This is a genomic window from Tessaracoccus lacteus (assembly GCF_029917005.1).
Classification (GTDB): Bacteria; Actinomycetota; Actinomycetes; order Propionibacteriales; family Propionibacteriaceae; genus Arachnia; species Arachnia lactea.
In genome coordinates this window covers 676,963-693,436 of sequence record NZ_CP123967.1, presented here as the reverse complement: position 1 = coordinate 693,436, position 16,474 = coordinate 676,963, and the positions used below count along the sequence as shown (strand labels likewise).

General features: G+C 72.1%; 16 protein-coding genes and 1 pseudogene. 5 read left to right on the top strand and 12 right to left on the bottom strand.

The window, feature by feature from the left end; translation table 11 throughout:
- The first annotated feature begins 122 nt into the window (after positions 1 to 122).
- The gene (locus QH948_RS03115; protein ID WP_281145485.1) at positions 123 to 416 is read left to right on the top strand and encodes a hypothetical protein; all 294 of its coding nucleotides are present in this window, start codon (positions 123 to 125) and stop codon (positions 414 to 416) included.
- A 134-nt stretch (positions 417 to 550) separates the two neighbouring features.
- On the opposite strand, the gene QH948_RS03110 is transcribed toward QH948_RS03115, so the two are convergent.
- Positions 551 to 1,465, bottom strand: coding sequence for a LysR family transcriptional regulator (locus QH948_RS03110; protein WP_281145484.1), 915 nt, complete (start codon positions 1,463 to 1,465; stop codon positions 551 to 553).
- A 126-nt stretch (positions 1,466 to 1,591) separates the two neighbouring features.
- On the opposite strand from QH948_RS03110, the gene QH948_RS03105 reads away from it, so the two are divergent.
- The 3 genes from QH948_RS03105 to QH948_RS03095 are packed head-to-tail and all read left to right on the top strand — an operon-like array spanning position 1,592 to position 3,886.
- Positions 1,592 to 2,248 (top strand): type 1 glutamine amidotransferase domain-containing protein, encoded by a 657-nt coding sequence (locus QH948_RS03105; protein WP_281145483.1) that lies wholly within the window; start codon positions 1,592 to 1,594, stop codon positions 2,246 to 2,248.
- Positions 2,245 to 3,348, top strand: a complete 1,104-nt coding sequence (locus tag QH948_RS03100; protein WP_281145482.1) for an NADH:flavin oxidoreductase/NADH oxidase — start codon at positions 2,245 to 2,247, stop codon at positions 3,346 to 3,348. The genes QH948_RS03105 and QH948_RS03100 overlap by 4 nt, the downstream gene beginning before the upstream one ends.
- A gap of 43 nt (positions 3,349 to 3,391) precedes the next feature.
- The gene (locus tag QH948_RS03095; RefSeq protein WP_281145481.1) at positions 3,392 to 3,886 is read left to right on the top strand and encodes a GyrI-like domain-containing protein; all 495 of its coding nucleotides are present in this window, start codon (positions 3,392 to 3,394) and stop codon (positions 3,884 to 3,886) included.
- A 4-nt stretch (positions 3,887 to 3,890) separates the two neighbouring features.
- Here QH948_RS03095 and purL read toward each other — a convergent pair whose 3' ends face one another.
- From purL to purS, 5 genes are all read right to left on the bottom strand, one after another.
- Positions 3,891 to 6,146 (bottom strand): phosphoribosylformylglycinamidine synthase subunit PurL, encoded by a 2,256-nt coding sequence (gene purL / locus QH948_RS03090; RefSeq protein ID WP_281145480.1) that lies wholly within the window; start codon positions 6,144 to 6,146, stop codon positions 3,891 to 3,893.
- Between the two features lie 9 nt (positions 6,147 to 6,155).
- Entirely contained in the window at positions 6,156 to 8,789 is a 2,634-nt protein-coding gene (pepN, locus tag QH948_RS03085; protein WP_281145479.1) for an aminopeptidase N, read from the bottom strand.
- A gap of 42 nt (positions 8,790 to 8,831) precedes the next feature.
- Positions 8,832 to 9,812 (bottom strand): DUF2332 domain-containing protein, encoded by a 981-nt coding sequence (locus QH948_RS03080; RefSeq protein ID WP_281145478.1) that lies wholly within the window; start codon positions 9,810 to 9,812, stop codon positions 8,832 to 8,834.
- A gap of 138 nt (positions 9,813 to 9,950) precedes the next feature.
- Positions 9,951 to 10,625, bottom strand: coding sequence for a phosphoribosylformylglycinamidine synthase subunit PurQ (purQ, locus tag QH948_RS03075; protein ID WP_281145477.1), 675 nt, complete (start codon positions 10,623 to 10,625; stop codon positions 9,951 to 9,953).
- A complete protein-coding gene (purS, locus tag QH948_RS03070; protein WP_281145476.1) occupies positions 10,625 to 10,864 on the bottom strand; it encodes a phosphoribosylformylglycinamidine synthase subunit PurS in 240 nt (79 codons plus the stop codon). Before purS ends, purQ begins: the two co-directional genes overlap by 1 nt.
- Before the next feature lie 117 nt (positions 10,865 to 10,981).
- Here purS and QH948_RS03065 point away from each other — a divergent pair, with 117 nt between their 5' ends.
- Positions 10,982 to 12,151, top strand: a complete 1,170-nt coding sequence (locus QH948_RS03065) for a pyridoxal phosphate-dependent aminotransferase (RefSeq protein ID WP_281145475.1) — start codon at positions 10,982 to 10,984, stop codon at positions 12,149 to 12,151.
- A gap of 6 nt (positions 12,152 to 12,157) precedes the next feature.
- Here the strand turns inward: QH948_RS03065 and QH948_RS03060 are convergent, their stop codons facing one another.
- The 6 genes and pseudogenes from QH948_RS03060 to QH948_RS03035 all read right to left on the bottom strand — a co-directional run bounded on the left by QH948_RS03060 (position 12,158) and on the right by QH948_RS03035 (position 16,464).
- Complete coding sequence (locus QH948_RS03060; protein ID WP_281145474.1) at positions 12,158 to 12,937, bottom strand: hypothetical protein; 780 nt, start codon at positions 12,935 to 12,937, stop codon at positions 12,158 to 12,160.
- A gap of 31 nt (positions 12,938 to 12,968) precedes the next feature.
- Positions 12,969 to 13,589: a DNA-3-methyladenine glycosylase gene (locus tag QH948_RS03055; protein ID WP_281145473.1), complete on the bottom strand. Its 621-nt coding sequence runs from the start codon at positions 13,587 to 13,589 to the stop codon at positions 12,969 to 12,971.
- Complete coding sequence (locus QH948_RS03050; RefSeq protein ID WP_281145472.1) at positions 13,586 to 14,437, bottom strand: aminotransferase class IV; 852 nt, start codon at positions 14,435 to 14,437, stop codon at positions 13,586 to 13,588. Before QH948_RS03050 ends, QH948_RS03055 begins: the two co-directional genes overlap by 4 nt.
- A gap of 203 nt (positions 14,438 to 14,640) precedes the next feature.
- On the bottom strand, positions 14,641 to 14,838 hold the full coding sequence (locus QH948_RS03045; RefSeq protein WP_281145471.1) for a FitA-like ribbon-helix-helix domain-containing protein: 198 nt from the start codon (positions 14,836 to 14,838) through the stop codon (positions 14,641 to 14,643).
- Between the two features lie 52 nt (positions 14,839 to 14,890).
- A pseudogene (locus tag QH948_RS03040) lies at positions 14,891 to 15,757 on the bottom strand (phosphoribosylaminoimidazolesuccinocarboxamide synthase); the annotation flags it as partial.
- Complete coding sequence (locus tag QH948_RS03035; RefSeq protein ID WP_281145470.1) at positions 15,754 to 16,464, bottom strand: sirohydrochlorin chelatase; 711 nt, start codon at positions 16,462 to 16,464, stop codon at positions 15,754 to 15,756. The pseudogene QH948_RS03040 and the gene QH948_RS03035, both read right to left, overlap by 4 nt.
- Positions 16,465 to 16,474: the final 10 nt, after the last annotated feature.

Genomic DNA, 16,474 nt, shown 5'->3' with positions numbered 1-16,474 from the left:
CAGCGTCAGGCGTCAACGCACCCTACCCACGACCGGAAGTGACGCTTTTCATTTCATTCTTACATGAAGCAACCGCCGCCACTCTGAGCCGCCTCCTCCGATCGGACTTCCAGGGGCAACTGTTGTCGACGCTCTTCCTGCTCCCCGAGCAGGAGCGCTCGCTGACCGAGCTCGAGCGCCTCACCACCGCCGGCCGAGCCCGGATGGTCCGCGTCGGCCGCCCCGGCCCGTTCCCGAGGAACGTCGACGTGCTGCCGGTCGGCGACATCGAGGCGACGTGCGTGCAGCGCGCGGCGTCCGAGGCGAAGGAGGCGCTGCGCCAGAGCGTGCGGTTCACCGTCGTCGAGCCTCGGCGTGGGGATCCCCGGACTGCGCCATCACGACCACGGCACAGCGGAGCCCGCTCCTCGAGCTGAGCCTCGCCTGATCTCGCGGCGGGTGCGCACACCGGCGTGCGCACCTGACGCGTTCACGTCGGCCCCGATGTGGCCGGCCTCTGGGGGATCGTGGGCTGTCGCGCAGAGCTGCGCGGCAGCCCACGACCGGCCCGTCACCAGCTCTTCGCGGCCTCCGCCAGCGCCCGCTCGACCGCCCCGACGTGCGCGTTCGCCTCGGCCCCAGGTCGACGGACGAGGAAGAACGTGTTGAGTGGGGGCTCCTGGCCGACGTTCAGCTCGACCAGCCGCCCGTCCGCCAGGTGCTCCTCGCACAGCTCACGCGGAACCACGGAGTAGCCCGCCCCGGACGTCACCGCCGACACGACGGCATGCAGGTTCGGCACCGTCAGCGACGCTTCCCTCGCCGCCTGCTTGTTGAGCGCGGTGCGCCAGTAGCGGCGCACGATGGGCAGGTCCTCGGCGTAGGCAACGAGTGGGACCTGACGCAGCGCGTCGCACAGCTCGCACCCGGTCGCCGCCAGCGGCACGCCCCGGTCGGCCCACGCGGGCGAGATTACCAGCGCGTACTGCGCGTCGGTGAGCGGCGTCGACACGAGCCCCTTCCCGCGGGGACGACGGGTGGCGATGACCAGGTCGTGCTGGCCGCCGCGCATCTCGTCCATCAGCTCGTCCGTCATGCCCTGCGCGACGCGCAGTTCAACCCCCTGCGAGACCAGCGGGGCGAGCGCCGGGAGCACCCGCGTGCACAGCAGCTCGGAGGGGCCGGCCAGGTGGACCGGCGCCACGCGGACGCCGAGCGGGCCGTCGTCATCGAGCCCCGCCAGCTGGTCCAGCGGCGCCGCCACCCGCGCTGCCAGCTCGTGCGCGAACGCGGTCGGCTGCACGCCGCGAGCGAGCCTCTCGAACAGCTGGCGGCCGAGCCGCTCCTCCAGCGCGCGGACCTGCGCCGTGACGGTCGGCTGCGAGAGCCCGAGCCCCGGCGCCGCACCCGTGAGGGACCCGACGCGGTAGACACAGAGAAAGGTCCGCAGCAGGTTCAGATCCAAGGGGGTACGCGTGTCCGACATGCCTACATCGTACGCCCCGCATGCCGCACGACCCATCGGCTCCCCGATGGGAACTATCGGTCGATCGATTTCAATTCCGATGATTCGCGACGTAGGCTTGGCCCAATGGAACGAGAGGATGACCCCATGAACACGATTCTCTTTCTGATGACCGGATCCGACACCTGGACCCTGAACGACGGCACCGCGCACCGCACCGGCTTCTGGGCCGAGGAGGCCGTCACGCCGTTGCAGATCTTCAAGGACGCCGGCTACGCCGTGCAGGTCGCCACCCCGGGCGGCGTCGTGCCGCCCGTCGACCCCGCCAGCCTGACCGACGACATCTCCGTCGACCAACCCGAGCTGAAGGCCCCCATCGCCATCGCCGACGTCGATCTCGCGGACTACGCCGCGGTCTTCGTGCCCGGCGGCCACGGCCCCATGGAGGACCTCGCCGTCGACGCCGACTCCGGCCGGCTGCTGGCCGACGCGGTGACGTCCGGCAAGCTCGTCGGCGTCGTCTGTCACGGCCCCGCCGCCCTGCTGGCCGCCAAGAATGCCGACGGCCGCAACGCCTTCGCCGGCTACACCATCACGGCCTTCACCAATGCCGAGGAGAAGATCGGCGGCCTCGCCGACAAGGCTCCGTGGCTCCTGCAGGACCGCCTCACCGAGGCCGGCCTGACCGTCGAGGTGGGCGCTCCCTTCCAGCCGCACACCGTGACGGACCGCAACGTGCTGACGGGCCAGAACCCGGCCTCGTCCGCCCCCCTCGCCGAGAACATCCTGGAGGGGCTCAAGTGACCACGACCCGGCTCTTCTCCCCCATCACCCTGCGCGGGCTGACCATCCCGAACCGCCTGTGGATGGCGCCGATGTGTCAGTACAGCGCCCCCGCCGAGGGCCCCCTGACGGGCGTGCCCGGCGAGTGGCACGCGCAGCACTACGGCGCCCGCGCCGTCGGCGGCGTCGGCGCGATCGTCGTGGAGGCCACCGCGGTCGTCCCCGAGGGCCGCATCACCGCCTGGGACCTCGGGCTCTGGAACGACGACCAGGTTGCCGGCCACCGCCGGCTGACCGACTTCATGAAGGAGCAGGGCGTTGTGCCCGTCGTCCAGCTCGCGCACGCCGGCCGCAAGGCCAGCACGAACCGCGAGTTCCTGGGGGGCCAGCCGCTCGATCCCGCCACCGATCGCCTCGGCTGGGAGGTCGTCGGCCCCAGCGCCATCGCGTTCGACGATGTGCTGCCCGTGCCGCACGACCTGTCGCTGGTTGAGATCGCGGGCGTCGTCGACGCCTTCGCCGAGGCCTCCCGCCGCGCGGTGGCAGCCGGCTACCAGATGATCGAGGTGCACGCCGCACACGGCTACCTCGTCCACCAGTTCCTTTCGCCGCAGTCGAACCAGCGCACCGACCAGTACGGCGGCTCCCTGGAGAACCGCTCGCGCCTGGCCGCCGAGATCGCCGACGCGGTCCGCGCCGCGGTCGGCGAGGACTACCCCGTCATGTTCCGCCTTTCGGCCACCGACTGGCTCGAGCCCGAGGGCTGGACCACCGACCAGACGGTCGAGCTCACGAAGTCCCTGAAGGAGCACGGCGTCGACATCGTGCACGTCTCCACGGGTGGCAACACCCCGTGGCCGGGAGCGGCCACCGGCCCCGGCTACCAGGTGCCGTTCGCGGCACGTGTCCGCGAGGCCACCGGGCTGCCAACCGTCGCGGTCGGCAACATCACGGAGCCGGCCCAGGCCGAGCAGATCCTGGTCGACGGGCAGGCCGACGTGGTCGCGCTGGGTCGGCCGCTGCTGCTCGATCCGTACTGGGGTGTGCGCGCGTCGCGCACGCTCGGCGCCGACGAGGACTTCCCGCTGCAGTACTCGCGGGCGGCCAAGAGCCTCCGCTGACTGACGATCGGTCATGTCGCACCCACCTGCGAGGATGGGCGACATGACCGATCCTGCATTTCCCGAGGAACCGTTCTCCGCACCCACGCCCATCGAGCTCGCGGCGACGCCGCTGACCGTGGTCCGCTACGAGGGCATCGGCCTGGAGGGGCTGCCCGCCGCCTTCGACGAGGGCTTCCCCGCGCTCGGCAACCTCGTCGGCAGCGGCGCGCTCGACCCGACCGGCCCCGCCCTGGCGATGTACCACGGCGATCCCGACGGCATCTTCGACCTTGAGGTTGGGTTCCCCGTCGCGACGGCCCTCGCCGGGCCGCTGCCCGCGGGCGACGTGTCCGTGGTCGGCTCGCAACTGCCCGCCGGACCAGCGCTGGCGACCACGCACGTCGGCACCTACGACGGGCTGGGCGCGGCCTGGGCCGATCTCACCGCGCAGGCCGCGGCGTCGCCGAGCGGCGTGTGGATCGAGGTCTACGTGACCGACCCGTCCGAGGCGCCCGAGGCGCTGCGGACGGACCTGATCCTGCCCGTGAAGGCCTGAGGCCTCAGCCCAGGGCGGCGGGGAGCGGGGCCTCCCAGGCGCGGCGGGCCTCGTCGAGGTCGACGGTGAACGCACCGACGAACTCGAGCTCGCCCCCGCCGGTGACCTCGCCGATGCGGGCGACGGGCACGCCGTGCTGCGCGCACAGCGCCTCGAGCTCGGCCAGGTACGCCCCCGACAGCGACACGACGGCGCGGGCGGCGGACTCGGAGAACAGCGCGACGGTCGGGTCGTCGCCCGGCAGCGTCACGGCGAAGCCGAGCCCGTTGCGGAACGCCGACTCGGCCAGCGCGACGCCGAGGCCGCCCTCGCTGACGTCGTGGGCCGAGGAGAGCAGGCCGCGGCGGGCCGCCTCCCCCAGCACGTCGGCCAACGCCTTCTCCGCGCCGAGCACGACCTGCGGGGGCGTGCCGCCCAGGTGCCCGTCGTGCGCGACGGCCTCCCAGATCGACCCGGAGAGCTCCTCGCGGGTCTCGCCGAGCAGGAGCACGGCGTCGCCCGGGTGCGTGAAGCCGGAGCGCAGCCGCGTCGCAACGTCGTCGATCACGCCCATCACGCCGACGGTGGGCGTCGGGAGGATCGGCGTCGAGGCGGTCTGGTTGTAAAGGCTGACGTTGCCGCCGGTGACGGGGATGCCGAGCTCACGGCAGGCGTCGACCAGGCCGAGGATGGCCTCGGAGAACTGCCACATGACCTCGGGGTCCTCGGGCGAGCCGAAGTTAAGGCAGTCGGTGATGGCGACCGGCTCGGCGCCGGTGACGGCGACATTGCGGTAGGCCTCGGCCAGCGACAGCTGTGCGCCGAGGTACGGGTTGAGGTACGAGAACCGGGAGTTGGCGTCGAGCGCGAGCGCGATGCCGAGCCCGGTGGACTCGTCGATGCGGAGCATGCCGGCGTCCTCCGGCTGGGCGAGCACGGAGTTGCCGCGCACGTAGCGGTCGTATTGCTGCGTCACCCAGGTCTTGTCGGCGACGTTCGGGTGCGCGAGGACCCGCAGAAGCATGGCCCGGACGGCGTAGGCCGAGTTGTCGCGCGGGAGGTCCTCGGCGCGGTCGGCGTTCAGCGCGTCGATCCAGCCGGGGCGGTGGTACGGGCGGTCGTAGACGGGGCCCTCGTGCGCGACGGTCTTCGGGTCGACGTCGACGATGGTCTCGCCGTGCCAGGAGATGATGAGGCGGTCGCCGTCGGTGACCTCGCCGACGACGGTCGCGAGCACGTCCCACTTGGCGCAGATCTCCATGAAGCGCGCGACGTTGGCGGGCTCCACGACCGCCATCATGCGCTCCTGAGACTCGCTCATCAAGATCTCCTCCGGCGCGAGGTTGGGGTCGCGCAGGGGGACGAGGTCGAGGTTGACGAACATGCCTCCGTCGCCGGCCGAGGCCAGCTCGGAGGTGGCGCACGAGATGCCCGCGGCGCCGAAGTCCTGGATGCCGTTGACGATGCCCGCCTGGAACAGCTCGAGCGTGCACTCGATGAGCAGCTTCTCCATGAACGGGTCGCCCACCTGGACACTGGGGCGCTTGGCCGGGCCGGTCTCATCGAACGTCTCGGAGGCCAGGATGGAGGCGCCGCCGATGCCGTCGCCGCCCGTGGCCGCGCCGAAGAGGATGACCTGGTTGCCGACGCCGGTGGCGCGTGCGAGATGCAGGTCCTCGTGGCGCAGCACGCCGACACACAGGGCATTGACGAGCGGGTTCCCGAGGTAGGAGGGGTCGAACTGGACCTCTCCCCCGACGTTAGGCAGGCCGAGGCAGTTGCCGTAGCCGCCGACGCCGGCGACGACGCCGGGCAGCACGCGGTGCGTGTCGGGCTCGTCGAGGGGGCCGAAGCGCAGGGAGTCCATCACGCCGATCGGGCGGGCGCCCATCGCGAGGATGTCGCGGACGATGCCGCCGACGCCGGTCGCCGCGCCCTGGTAGGGCTCGACGTAGGACGGGTGGTTGTGGGACTCCGCCTTGAACGTGACGGCGTAGCCCTGGCCGATGTCGACCACGCCGGCGTTCTCGCCGATGCCGGCCAGCAGCGGGCCGCGCGGGGTGTCCTGGCTGAGCTCCCCGAACTTCTTCAGGTGCACCTTCGAGGACTTGTACGAGCAGTGCTCCGACCACATCACCGAGTACATCGCGAGCTCGGCGGAGGTGGGGCGGCGGCCCAGGATCTCCTTGATCCGGAGGTACTCGTCGTCCTTGACGCCGAGAGCGGCGTAGGGCTGCTCGACGTCGGGAGTCTGGAAGGCGTTCTCTACGGTGTCTGCCACGGGGTCAATCTATCGCGTCGCGCGCACGCGCTCTGCCACCTGAGCCTCATGGACAGCCTCGACGATCTGGCGCCGCAACGTGCCTGGGGCGCCGGGGTTGGCGTCCAGCCAGGCCCGCCCCTCGTCGGCCCCATGATCGGGGAATCCGCCGCGCACCAGGCGCAGCGCGATCTCGATCGGGTGGTCGCGCCAGACCTCCAGCAGCGTCTCGAAGTACGGGCGGCGCATCGGCTCCCGCAGCGCCGACTGGCCCGGCGTGTTATAGCCGGCGAGGATGGCGTCGATCGTGGCGTTGGCGTCGCCGTCGACGACGTGGACGCGGTCCCAGGCCTCCCGCTTGACCGCGGCGTCGGGGGTGGCCGACCAGCAGGTGAGGCGGGCGAGCCGGCCCGCGGCGGTGTCGTCGGCGGCCAGGGCCGCGTCGAGCTCTCCCGGGGTCGCGGCGCCGAGGGCGGCGCGCGTCTGCCACGCGGCCCAGGTGACGTCGACGGACAGCTCGAGGCCCGGGATGCCGCCGTCCTGCACCCAGGAGACGTCGCCGCCGGCCAGGGTCTCGGCGCGGAGGTAGGCCCGGGCCCAGATCTGCTGCTCGGGCGAGCCGGGGGCCGCGGCCAGCGCCGCGGCGCGGGCCCCGTCGCGCCAGCGGGCGGCGAGCGTCGCGGTGTCGGTGGTGAAGCGTTCGACGGCGTCGAAGGCCCACGCGACAAGGGACGCGAGCACGCCCGTCTGCGTCTCCCCCGCGCCGAGCACGGCGTCGACGAAGTCCTCCGCGGACAGGTCGCCGGACCTGAGCGAGGTGCGCAGCGCGGTCCAGGCGACGGCGCGGGCGATCGGATCCAGGTCGCCCAGGTGGGCCACGAGCGTCGCGCGGGTCGACTCGTCGAGCGCGATGGCGGCGAACGTGTGGTCGAGGTCGTTGATCAGCACGGCGTCGGGGGCCGGCACGCCGACGGCCTCCGGCACGTCGACCGTGGCCGCGTCGACCGTGACGTCGAGGCGCCGCTCCAGCCGCAGGGCTCCGTCGACGATGCGGTAGAGGCCGACGGTGGTGGCGTGCGGGCGGTCGGCCGGGTACTCCTCTGGGACCGTGCGGGTGATGCTCAGCGATGCCACGGCGTCGCCGTCGAGCGTGAGGGAGGCTGCGAGGGTGTCGTGGCCGGCGGTGCCGAGCCAGGCGGTCACCCAGCCGCTGAGGTCTCGGTCGGTCTCCTGGGCCAGGGCGCCGATGAAGTCGGTGAGCGTGGCCGACGAGTGGGCGTGCGCGGCGAAGTAGCGGCGCGAGCCTGCCAGGAACGCGTCGAGGCCGACGAAGTGCACCAGCTGCGTCAGGGCCGAGGAGCCCTTGGAGTAGGTGATGCGGTCGAAGTTGGTCTTGGCGGCCTCGAGGTCGGGGATGTCGGCGATGACGGGGTGGGTCGTCGGCATCGAGTCGGCGAGGTAGGCGCTGGCCTTGCGGTTGGCGGTGAAGTTGACCCAGGCGTCGTCGAAGCCGCATGCCTCGTGCGAGACGTGGCTGCCGGAGAACTCGGCGAAGCTCTCCTTGAGCCACAGGTCGCCCCACCAGCGGCAGGTCACGAGGTCGCCGAACCACATGTGGCTCATCTCGTGGACCAGCGTGTTGCAGCGGGCCTGCAGCTGCGCCGGGGTGGCGGGCGAGCGGAAGAGGTAGCTCTCCGTGAAGGTCACCAGTCCGGGGTTCTCCATGGCTCCGAGGTTGTACTCGGGGACGAAGATCTGGTCGTATTTGGCGCCCCACGGGTAGTCGCCGAAGTTGGCGGTGAACCAGTCGAGGCCCTGCTTCGTGTAGGTGAACAGGACGTCGGCGTCGAGGTAACGGGCCAGCGACCGGCGGCAGAGCAGGCCAAGCTCCATGTCGCCCCAGGAGTCGACCTCGCGGTGGTACGGGCCGGCGCAGATGCACGTGATATAGGTGGACAGCACGCCGGTCGGCTGGTAGGTGACGCGCACGACGCCGTCGGCGACGACCTCGCGGGAGGCCTCCGGCTGGTTGGATCCGAGCCACCACTGCTCGGGGCCGGTGAGGATGATGGTGAACGGCGCGCGCAGGTCGGGCTGCTCGAAGTTGGGGAACACGCGGCGCGCGTCGGCGGGCTCGTACTGCGTGTAGAGGTAGGTCTCGCCGTCGGCCGGGTCGATGAAGCGGTGCAGGCCCTCGCCGGTGCGGGAGTAGCGGGCGCGGCCGGCGACGACGACCGTGTGGCGGCCGGGCGCGACGGCGGGCAGCTGGAGTCGGGCCCCGTCGTGGTGGACGGCGTGCCGTTCCCCGTCGATCGTGAGGGCGTCCACCTCGCCGATGAAATCGATCCACAGCGGTCCGTTGACCGCCCCCGGTTCGTTGAGCGCCCCCGGTTCGTTGAGCGCACCCGGTTCGTTGAGCTTGTCGAAACGCGCCGAGCCTGTCGAGGCGTTCCCCGGTTCGTTGAGCGCCCCCGGTTCGTTGAGCTTGTCGAAACGCGCCGAGCCTGTCGAGGCGATGCTCAGCTCGATCGTCGACGTGACGGGGAACGTCGACGTCCCCGGGTCGCGGGCGTCGCGGATGTCGACGTCGACCGTGTAGCTGTGCACCTCGACCGCTGCGGCGCGCGCCGCGGTCTCGACCTGGCTGAGATTGGCTGAGCTCATGCTCCCCATCCAACCACTGGCGCGGCCGCCGCGTCGCGCGGGTCAGCGCGGCAGCCAGCGGACCCAGCGGCCGTGGGGCGAGGCGACGGCGAGCGGCTCGCCGTCGAGCGCGAGGACGAAGTGCGGCTCGGCGACGGGCGGTGTGCGGCCGCGGAGGCTGGTCACGACGGTGGGGCCCTCGAAGGACAGCCAGCGCGCGCCAGAGTTCCGCACCGCCGCGACGACCGCGTCGCGCTCGGGGCGCGCGAGGTACGCCAGCGTCGCGGAGTGCATGACGACGGGCGTCGAGCCGGCGGGGAGGTCGTCGAACAGGGGAGGGAGGTCGTCGGGGGCGGAGCCGGTCAGGATCGTGGGCGGATCGGCCGCAGCGACGGCGAGGGCTGCGGTCAGCCGCTCCTCCCTGTCGCTCTCGCCCGGCCAGACCAGCGCCCGCAGCCAGCGCGCGTCATCCGGGTCGTCGGCCGCGAGCGGATGCTGGTCGAGGCCGCGGCGCAGCGCGACGCGAAGATCCGCGGGCGAGGCGGGAGGGTCGCCGTCGTGCCGGCAGTCGAGGACAGGCGCGTCGGGTCCGGCGGCCGCACCGTCGGCGATGGTGGTGGGGAGGCGGTAGCGGAACCGGTCGGGCAGGAGGCACAGCCCGGCCGATGAGCCGATCTCCAGCAGCGCGACCGGCTGAGGCAGGCTTGCGAGCGCCGGGGCGAGCACGGCCAGGCGGCCAGGCTCGTTCGTCTGGGTGCGCCGAGCAAGGATCGTCGCCTCGATGGCCGCCCAGTTCCCGTCGACCCAGTCGAGGAACCCCGGCCCCGGGGCGGTGGGCCCGTCGAGGTAGCGGACGGCGGCGAGGAACAGGTTCGGCTGCCGTTTGCGGCCCGGCAGCGCGTCGAGGCGCGCGGTCAGCGTCGGCGTCTCCGCGATCCAGCGGCACAGCGTCGCCCAGACGGGCGACGTCGGCTCGGCCTCGCCCGCGAACCACCGGTACAGCTCGTCGATGGGCATCGCCTCGTACGCGTGGACCGCCTTCATCCCCGCCCTCCCCTCATGGCTGTCCCATTGCAGACGCCAACGAAATACGCAGACGCCAACGATATTCGCGTGTATATCGTTGGCGTCTGTGTATTTCGTTGGCGTCGGGGAAATATCGTTGGCGTCTGCGGGAAGGAGTCAGACCCGCACGGCGAGGAACTGCAGCACGGAATCGAAGAACGCCTTGCCATCCAGCGACGACCCCGTCAGCTCCTCCACGTTGTGCTCGGGGTGCGGCATCAGGCCGACGACGTTGCCGCGCTCGTTGGTGATGCCGGCGATGTCGTTCGCGGACCCGTTCGGGTTGTCGAGGTAGCGGAATACGACGCGGTCGCTGTCCTCGAGCTGCTTGAGCGTCTCGGACGAGGCCTGGTAGTTCCCCTCGCCGTTCTTCAGCGCGATGGTGATCTCCTGCCCCTTCTCGAAGGCGCAGGTCCAGGTGGTGTCGATGGTCTCGACGCGCAGGCGCTCGTCGCGGCAGATGAACTTCTGGCCGGCGTTGCGGATCATCGCGCCGGGCAGCAGGTGCGCCTCGCACAGCAGCTGGAAACCGTTGCAGATGCCCAGGACGGGCATGCCCTTCTTCGCCGCGTCGATCACGGTGCCCATCACGGGACTGAACCGGGCGATCGCACCGCAGCGCAGGTAGTCGCCGTAGGAGAAGCCGCCGGGCAGGACGATGGCGTCGACGCCCTCGATGGAGTCGGAGCCGTGCCACAGCGGCACGGCCTCGGCACCCGAGAGCTGCACGGCGCGCAGGGCGTCGTGGTCATCCAGGGATCCGGGGAACGTGACCACCCCGACGCGGGTCATCAGTCGGCCACCACGTCGAAGGACTCGATGACGGTGTTGGCGAGCAGCATCTCCGCCGCCCGGCCGATCTCGGCGAGCACCTCGTCAGTGACCTCGCCCTCGACCTCCACCTCGAACCGCTTGCCCTGACGGACCGACAGCCCCTGGAAACCGAGACGCTTGAGGGCGCCGGTGACGGCCTTCCCCTGCGGATCGAGGATCTCGGGCTTCGGCATGACGTTGACGACGACGCGTGGCATGGCGCCACTCTAGGGCATGGCACGGCGTCCGGGCCCGGCAACGGGGCGACGTCCCACGACGCGGCGGGAACGCGGCGACCCCGCCGGATCCGTGCCTTGCCGGGTAGCCTCGACGGCATGGTGTCGGCCCGCTCTCAGGTTCCCCCGTTCGAGGTCATGACCATCCTCGACGAGGTGGCCCGGCTGCGCGCCCGCGGCGTCGACGTCATCTCGCTCTGCGCGGGCGAGCCGGTCGCCGGCGCCCCGACCGCCGTCGACGAGGAGGCCGCCCGCCTGCACGCCGCCCACACGACCTTCGGCTACACCCCGGCGCTCGGCATCGCGCCGCTGCGCGAGGCGCTGGCCGGCCACTACGCCCGCTGGTACGGCATCGACGTCGACCCGTCCGAGATCGCCGTCACCACCGGCTCGTCCGGCGCCTTCCTGCTCGCCTTCCTCGCCGCCTTCGACGCGGGCGACCGCGTCGCGCTCGCGCGGCCCGGGTACCCCGCGTACCGCAACATCCTGAGCTCGCTGGGCTGCGAGGTCGTCGACCTGGACTGCGGCGCAGACGTGCGCTTCCAGCCGACGGTCGCGATGCTCGAAGCCGAGCACGCGCGGAGCCCGCTGGCGGGACTGGCGCTTGCCTCCCCCGCCAACCCGACCGGCACTATGGTCACGCGGGACGAGCTGGCCGCGCTGGTCGCCTGGTGCGACGCGAACGGTGTGCGGCTGGTCAGCGACGAGATCTACCACGGCGTCACCTACGGCGACTCCCGCGGCACCTCGGCCCGCGAGTTCGGCCCCGGTCCGATCGTCGTCTCATCCTGGAGCAAGTACTGGGGCATGACGGGGTGGCGGGTCGGCTGGCTGCTGGCACCCCCGGACCTGATGGCCGCCATCGACGCGCTGGCCGGCAACCTCGCGCTGTGCCCGCCCGCCCCGGCCCAGTTCGCCGCCGTCGAGTCCTTCACCGACGCGTCCTACGCGCAGTGCGACGACGCCGTCCGCGACTTCGCCGAGGCCCGTCGACTCCTCCTCGACGCCGAGCCCCGGCTGGGGTGGGGGGTCTCGGCACCGGCGGACGGCGCGTTCTACTACTACGCAGACCTCGGCCCGCAGCTGGAGCGCCACGGCACCTCATCCGCCTACGCGGCGGCCCTGTTGGAGGCGACGGGGGTGGCGCTGACGCCCGGCACCGACTTCGACGCCGTCGGCGGGCACCGCAGCGTGCGGATCAGCTTCGCGGCCGGCACCGCCGCGATCCGCGAGGCGATCGAGCGCATCGTCGCCTTCCAGGACCGCTGACGCCGGTCAGTCGTCGGCGGCGCCCAGCGTCGCGCGGACCCAGAACACGCAGAAGCAGACGATCTCCCACCACTCGAGCAGGATCACGAAGTGCCCGGGCGCGAACGCGGCGGACAGGCCCCAGGCCGCCAGCGGCCCGACGACCATCGCACCGAAGATGACCCGCTCCCCCGCCATCAGGACGCTGACGGCCAGCGCGCAGATCAGCAGGATCGCCGCCAGGTCGTGCACCCGCAGCGGTATCCCGAGCCCGGTCAGCCCGTCGAGCGTCACGCTCTCGGCAGGCGGCGTCCACAGTTGCCACAGCGTCATGGCCAGGAAAGCGATGAGCGTCGCGAACGTGACCCCGATGAACCAGCGCACTCGGCTCGGCTGCTCCCACAGCTGCGCGAGCTTGCCGGTGGCCCACTCGCGGGCCAGCAGCACCGCGGCGAGCAGCGCGACGACCGTCACGGAGCACCGCAGGCTCCACACGTCGTCGACCGAGCCGACGGCGTAGGTGGTGGGGATCAACGCGACGCACGCCGCGTAGAAGCCGCCGCCGTTGAAGTTGTAGTCCTCCAGCGGCGTGTCTCCCTGGTAGGCGACGAGGCAAACGGCCACCGCGACCATCACGCCGACGAACACGTCGCGGACCGGGCTGCCGTAGTAGGCGGAGATCGACCCGGGCAGGTCCTGGCGGATCGCCGACGACGCGACGGTTACGACGAACAGGACCGCGGGGAGCAGCGCCAGCATCCAGCGGACGTACAGGTAGGTGGCCCGCTGCTGCGGGTGGTGGTCCATGCCGGGAACTGTAGACCGCGCCCCCGACAATTCACCTCGATACGGTCGGCTCGCCCGTGATCCAGAAGCGCAGCGGGTAGTCGACCGCGCTGCCGACGCCGATGCGGGGCCCGACGGAGACGGGCGGCTCCGCCGCGGTCCGAGGGGTCAACGCGATGCCGGTGCTGCCGTCGAGCGGGGCCCCGGTGTCCTTGACCTCGATGCCGAGCGCGACGGTCAGCCGCGCAGGGCCGGCTGCGAGGTCAGCGTCGGTACGGGTGCGCCCCCTGGCGGCCCGACGCTCCCGGGCCGTGTCGACGCCCTCGACTATCCGCGCCGCCCGGACCAGGACCGCCGACGGGACGCCCTCCTCCCCCACCACGACGTTGAAGCACGTGTGGATCCCGAGGTGACGGTAGACGTAGGCGTGCCAGGGCGGGCCGAACGTCGCGGCGTTGCGGGCCGACGGGCCGCGGTAGGAGTGGGCGGCGGGGTCCAGCCCGCCGCCGTAGGCCTCGACCTCGGTGATCTCAGCAGCCACGCGGCCCTCGCCTCGGTCGACGACCAGCGAGGCGCCGAGCAGGCCGCGCGCGGCGACGCCGACGCCGTCGAGGAAGGCCCGCTGGTCGTCGTTCAGGTCACCCCAGCCGACCGTCGGCGGGACGCGGATCACGGCAGCGGTACGTCCACGGCGCGGGCGACCTGCGCGTCGAGCGGGCTGACGGGCAGCTCGCGGCCGTCGACGTGTGTGACGCGCGCTAGGATCCGGCCGCTGGAGAGCAGCCAGGCGCCGCGGCAGCGGTCGAGGTCGTCGACGGTCAACTCGCCGAAGCGGACGTCGAGGCCGTGTTCGGGCCCCTTCGACACGAGTTCTTCGACGGTGATCGAACGGAGGATGCCGTCGAGCGGCGGCGTGACGAGCACGCCGTCGAGGTCGAGCACCACGCTGCAGGTCGGGCCCTCGAGCAGGCCTCCCGACGGGGAGCGGAACACGACGTCGTCGGCGCCGTGGGCCAGCGCCCAGCGCTTCGCCGCCATGTTGATGCCGTAGGACAGCGACTTCGCACCGGGCAGCAGCCACGGCAGGGACGCGACCCCGGAGCCCTCGAAGCCGCGGTCGAGCACCATGACCTTCGCGCCCTCGGTGCGCTGCCGGATCGACGCGGCGTCGAGCGGGGCGGCCAGCACCCAGCCGTTCGGCTGGTCGGCGATACCCTCGGGGCCGCGGGTGTGGATCAGCCGCAGCACGGCCTCCGGGTCGGCGTCCCAGTGCCAGGCGGCGAGGATCGCGTCGACCGCGCGACGGAAGCCCGCCTCGTCCGGCACTGGGAGCTCCAGCATGGCGGCCGACTGCGCCAGCCGCTCCAGGTGGGCGTCCAGGTCGCGGGCGACGCCGGCGATGGCGAGCGTCGCGTCGAAGACGCCGTCGCCGCGGACGACGCCCTGGTCATCGGCGCGGACGATGGGCTGCGTGACGTCGGCGAGGGTTCCGTCGAGGAGCGCGAGGAGTTTGACTGCCATGCGGGTGAGCCTACTCGGGCGGGCGGGATCAGTTGCCGGCCTCCACAACCTATATCACGCAGCGGGGACCGGTTGCACTGGACAGCCTGCGATCGCCGGTCAGCAGGGGCACCTGCGGGGCCTCGGCGAGGGCGACGTAGGCCGCGTCGTAGATCGTCAGGTTGTCTCTGAGCTCGCAGCAGCGCGGCAACAACGGAGTGGGGTCAACGCATCCGCCAGCGACAGCGAGCCGCCAGCCCGGCTTCGACCCGGTCGAAAACCTCGTCGACCGTCGGCTGCGCGGCCTCGGCTATCAGCTTCGAGCGCAGGTACTCCTGCAACGACATGTGCGCCGCGCTCGCGCGCTGCCGCAGCACCGCATGGGTGTCCTCGGCCACGTCCTTGATCTGAATGCTCGGCATGAAGCCTTTACGGCTTCAGCGAGGCCCAGATGCGTCAGGCCGGCTGGAACTCGCCGCCGGTGAGCAGGCGGTAGGCCTCGAGGTAGCGGTCGCGGGTCGCGGCGACGACGTCGGCGGGCAGGGCGGGCGGCGGGGTGTCGGACGCCTTGTCCCAGCCGGACTCGCGGGTCAGCCAGTCGCGGACGTACTGCTTGTCGTAGCTCGGCAGAGACTCCCCCGGGCGCCAGGCCGCGGCGTCCCAGAAGCGCGACGAGTCGGGGGTCAGCACCTCGTCGGCCAGCACGATGGTGCCGTCGGCGCGGCGGCCGAACTCGAACTTGGTGTCGGCGAGGATGATGCCGCGTTCGGCGGCGATGTCGGCGGCGCGGGAGTAGATGCGTAGCGTCAGGTCCCTCAGCCGCGAGGCGAGCTGCTCGCCGTGGATCGACGCCACCGTCGCGTAGTCGACGTTCTCGTCGTGCTCGCCCAGCGGCGCCTTGATGGCTGGGGTGAAGATCGGCTCCGGCAGCCGGTCGCCGTCGCGCAGGCCCTCGGGCAGCGGGACGCCGCAGACGGTGCGGGAGGCCTGGTACTCGACCCAGCCGGAGCCGGTGAGGTAGCCGCGCGCGACGCACTCGACCTCGATCATGTCGAGCGCCTCCACGATCGTCGCGCGACCGGCGACGGCCGCGGGCACGTCAGTGGACACGACGTGGTTGTCAACGAGATCCGCCAGCTGGTCGAACCACCACAGGCTGAGCTGCGTCAGGACCGCGCCCTTGTCCGGGATGGGCGTCTCGAGCACGAAGTCGTACGCGGAGATGTTGTCGGTGGCCACCATCAGGATGCGGGGCTTGCCGTCGACGGTGATGTCATAGAGCTCGCGCACCTTGCCGGCGTGCCGCAGCGGGAGGTTCAGGACCGGGGAGTACTGGCTCACGCGCTCATCATAAGGCCGAGTCGCTGGGCCGCCCGCGCGACGACCAGGTCCGCGAGCGCCCCGGTAGAGGACAGCGCCCCCGACACCATCTCGACCCCCAGCCTCGCGGTGCGCTCCGCCATCCTGTCCCGCAGGACGCCCTCGGCGACCATGAAGCTGACGGCGACGACCTCGTCGGCCTCGAGCGACAGCTCGGCGACGACCTCCTCGACGGCGCGGCCGCCATCCAGCGCCGCCACCCGCCACGGGCCCCAGCCCTCGCGGGGGTGGTCGGCGATCGTCTCGGCGACGGTCGCGACCGCCGCGGTGTCGGAGGACCCGGCGACGAAGACGGCGACCGCGGTCGTGCGACGGGGCAGCACGCCGGCCTCGACGAGCAACTCCTCGCAGCCGTCGAGCAGCCTCCGGTCGGGACCGAGCGGGCGGGCCACCCGCACGTGCGAGCCAGCGGAAGCCAGTTCCTCGGCGGCGCGCGGCACGTCGACGCGTGCATGGTAGGCGGGGGTCAGCAGGATCGGGACCGCGACGGCGGAGGCGCCGAGCTCGACCGCGAGGTCCGTCGGCGACGGCGCGTGGTGATCGAGGTAGCAGACGCCGACGGCCCGGCCGGGACGCACGCGGGTGCGGACGGCCTCGGCGAGCGTCTCCAGACCCTCGCGGTGACGCGGATCGGGAGATCCGTGGGCGATGAGCACGATGTCGGGCATGGGCCCTCCC

Coding starts and splice junctions, on each gene's coding strand:
- QH948_RS03110 (WP_281145484.1), bottom strand. CDS start 1,465: ATGTCGGACACGCGTACCCCCTTGGATCTGAACCTGCTGCGGACCTTT.
- QH948_RS03105 (WP_281145483.1), top strand. CDS start 1,592: ATGAACACGATTCTCTTTCTGATGACCGGATCCGACACCTGGACCCTG.
- QH948_RS03095 (WP_281145481.1), top strand. CDS start 3,392: ATGACCGATCCTGCATTTCCCGAGGAACCGTTCTCCGCACCCACGCCC.
- pepN (WP_281145479.1), bottom strand. CDS start 8,789: ATGAGCTCAGCCAATCTCAGCCAGGTCGAGACCGCGGCGCGCGCCGCA.
- QH948_RS03080 (WP_281145478.1), bottom strand. CDS start 9,812: ATGAAGGCGGTCCACGCGTACGAGGCGATGCCCATCGACGAGCTGTAC.
- purQ (WP_281145477.1), bottom strand. CDS start 10,625: ATGACCCGCGTCGGGGTGGTCACGTTCCCCGGATCCCTGGATGACCAC.
- purS (WP_281145476.1), bottom strand. CDS start 10,864: ATGCCACGCGTCGTCGTCAACGTCATGCCGAAGCCCGAGATCCTCGAT.
- QH948_RS03065 (WP_281145475.1), top strand. CDS start 10,982: ATGGTGTCGGCCCGCTCTCAGGTTCCCCCGTTCGAGGTCATGACCATC.
- QH948_RS03060 (WP_281145474.1), bottom strand. CDS start 12,937: ATGGACCACCACCCGCAGCAGCGGGCCACCTACCTGTACGTCCGCTGG.
- QH948_RS03050 (WP_281145472.1), bottom strand. CDS start 14,437: ATGGCAGTCAAACTCCTCGCGCTCCTCGACGGAACCCTCGCCGACGTC.
- QH948_RS03045 (WP_281145471.1), bottom strand. CDS start 14,838: ATGCCGAGCATTCAGATCAAGGACGTGGCCGAGGACACCCATGCGGTG.
- QH948_RS03035 (WP_281145470.1), bottom strand. CDS start 16,464: ATGCCCGACATCGTGCTCATCGCCCACGGATCTCCCGATCCGCGTCAC.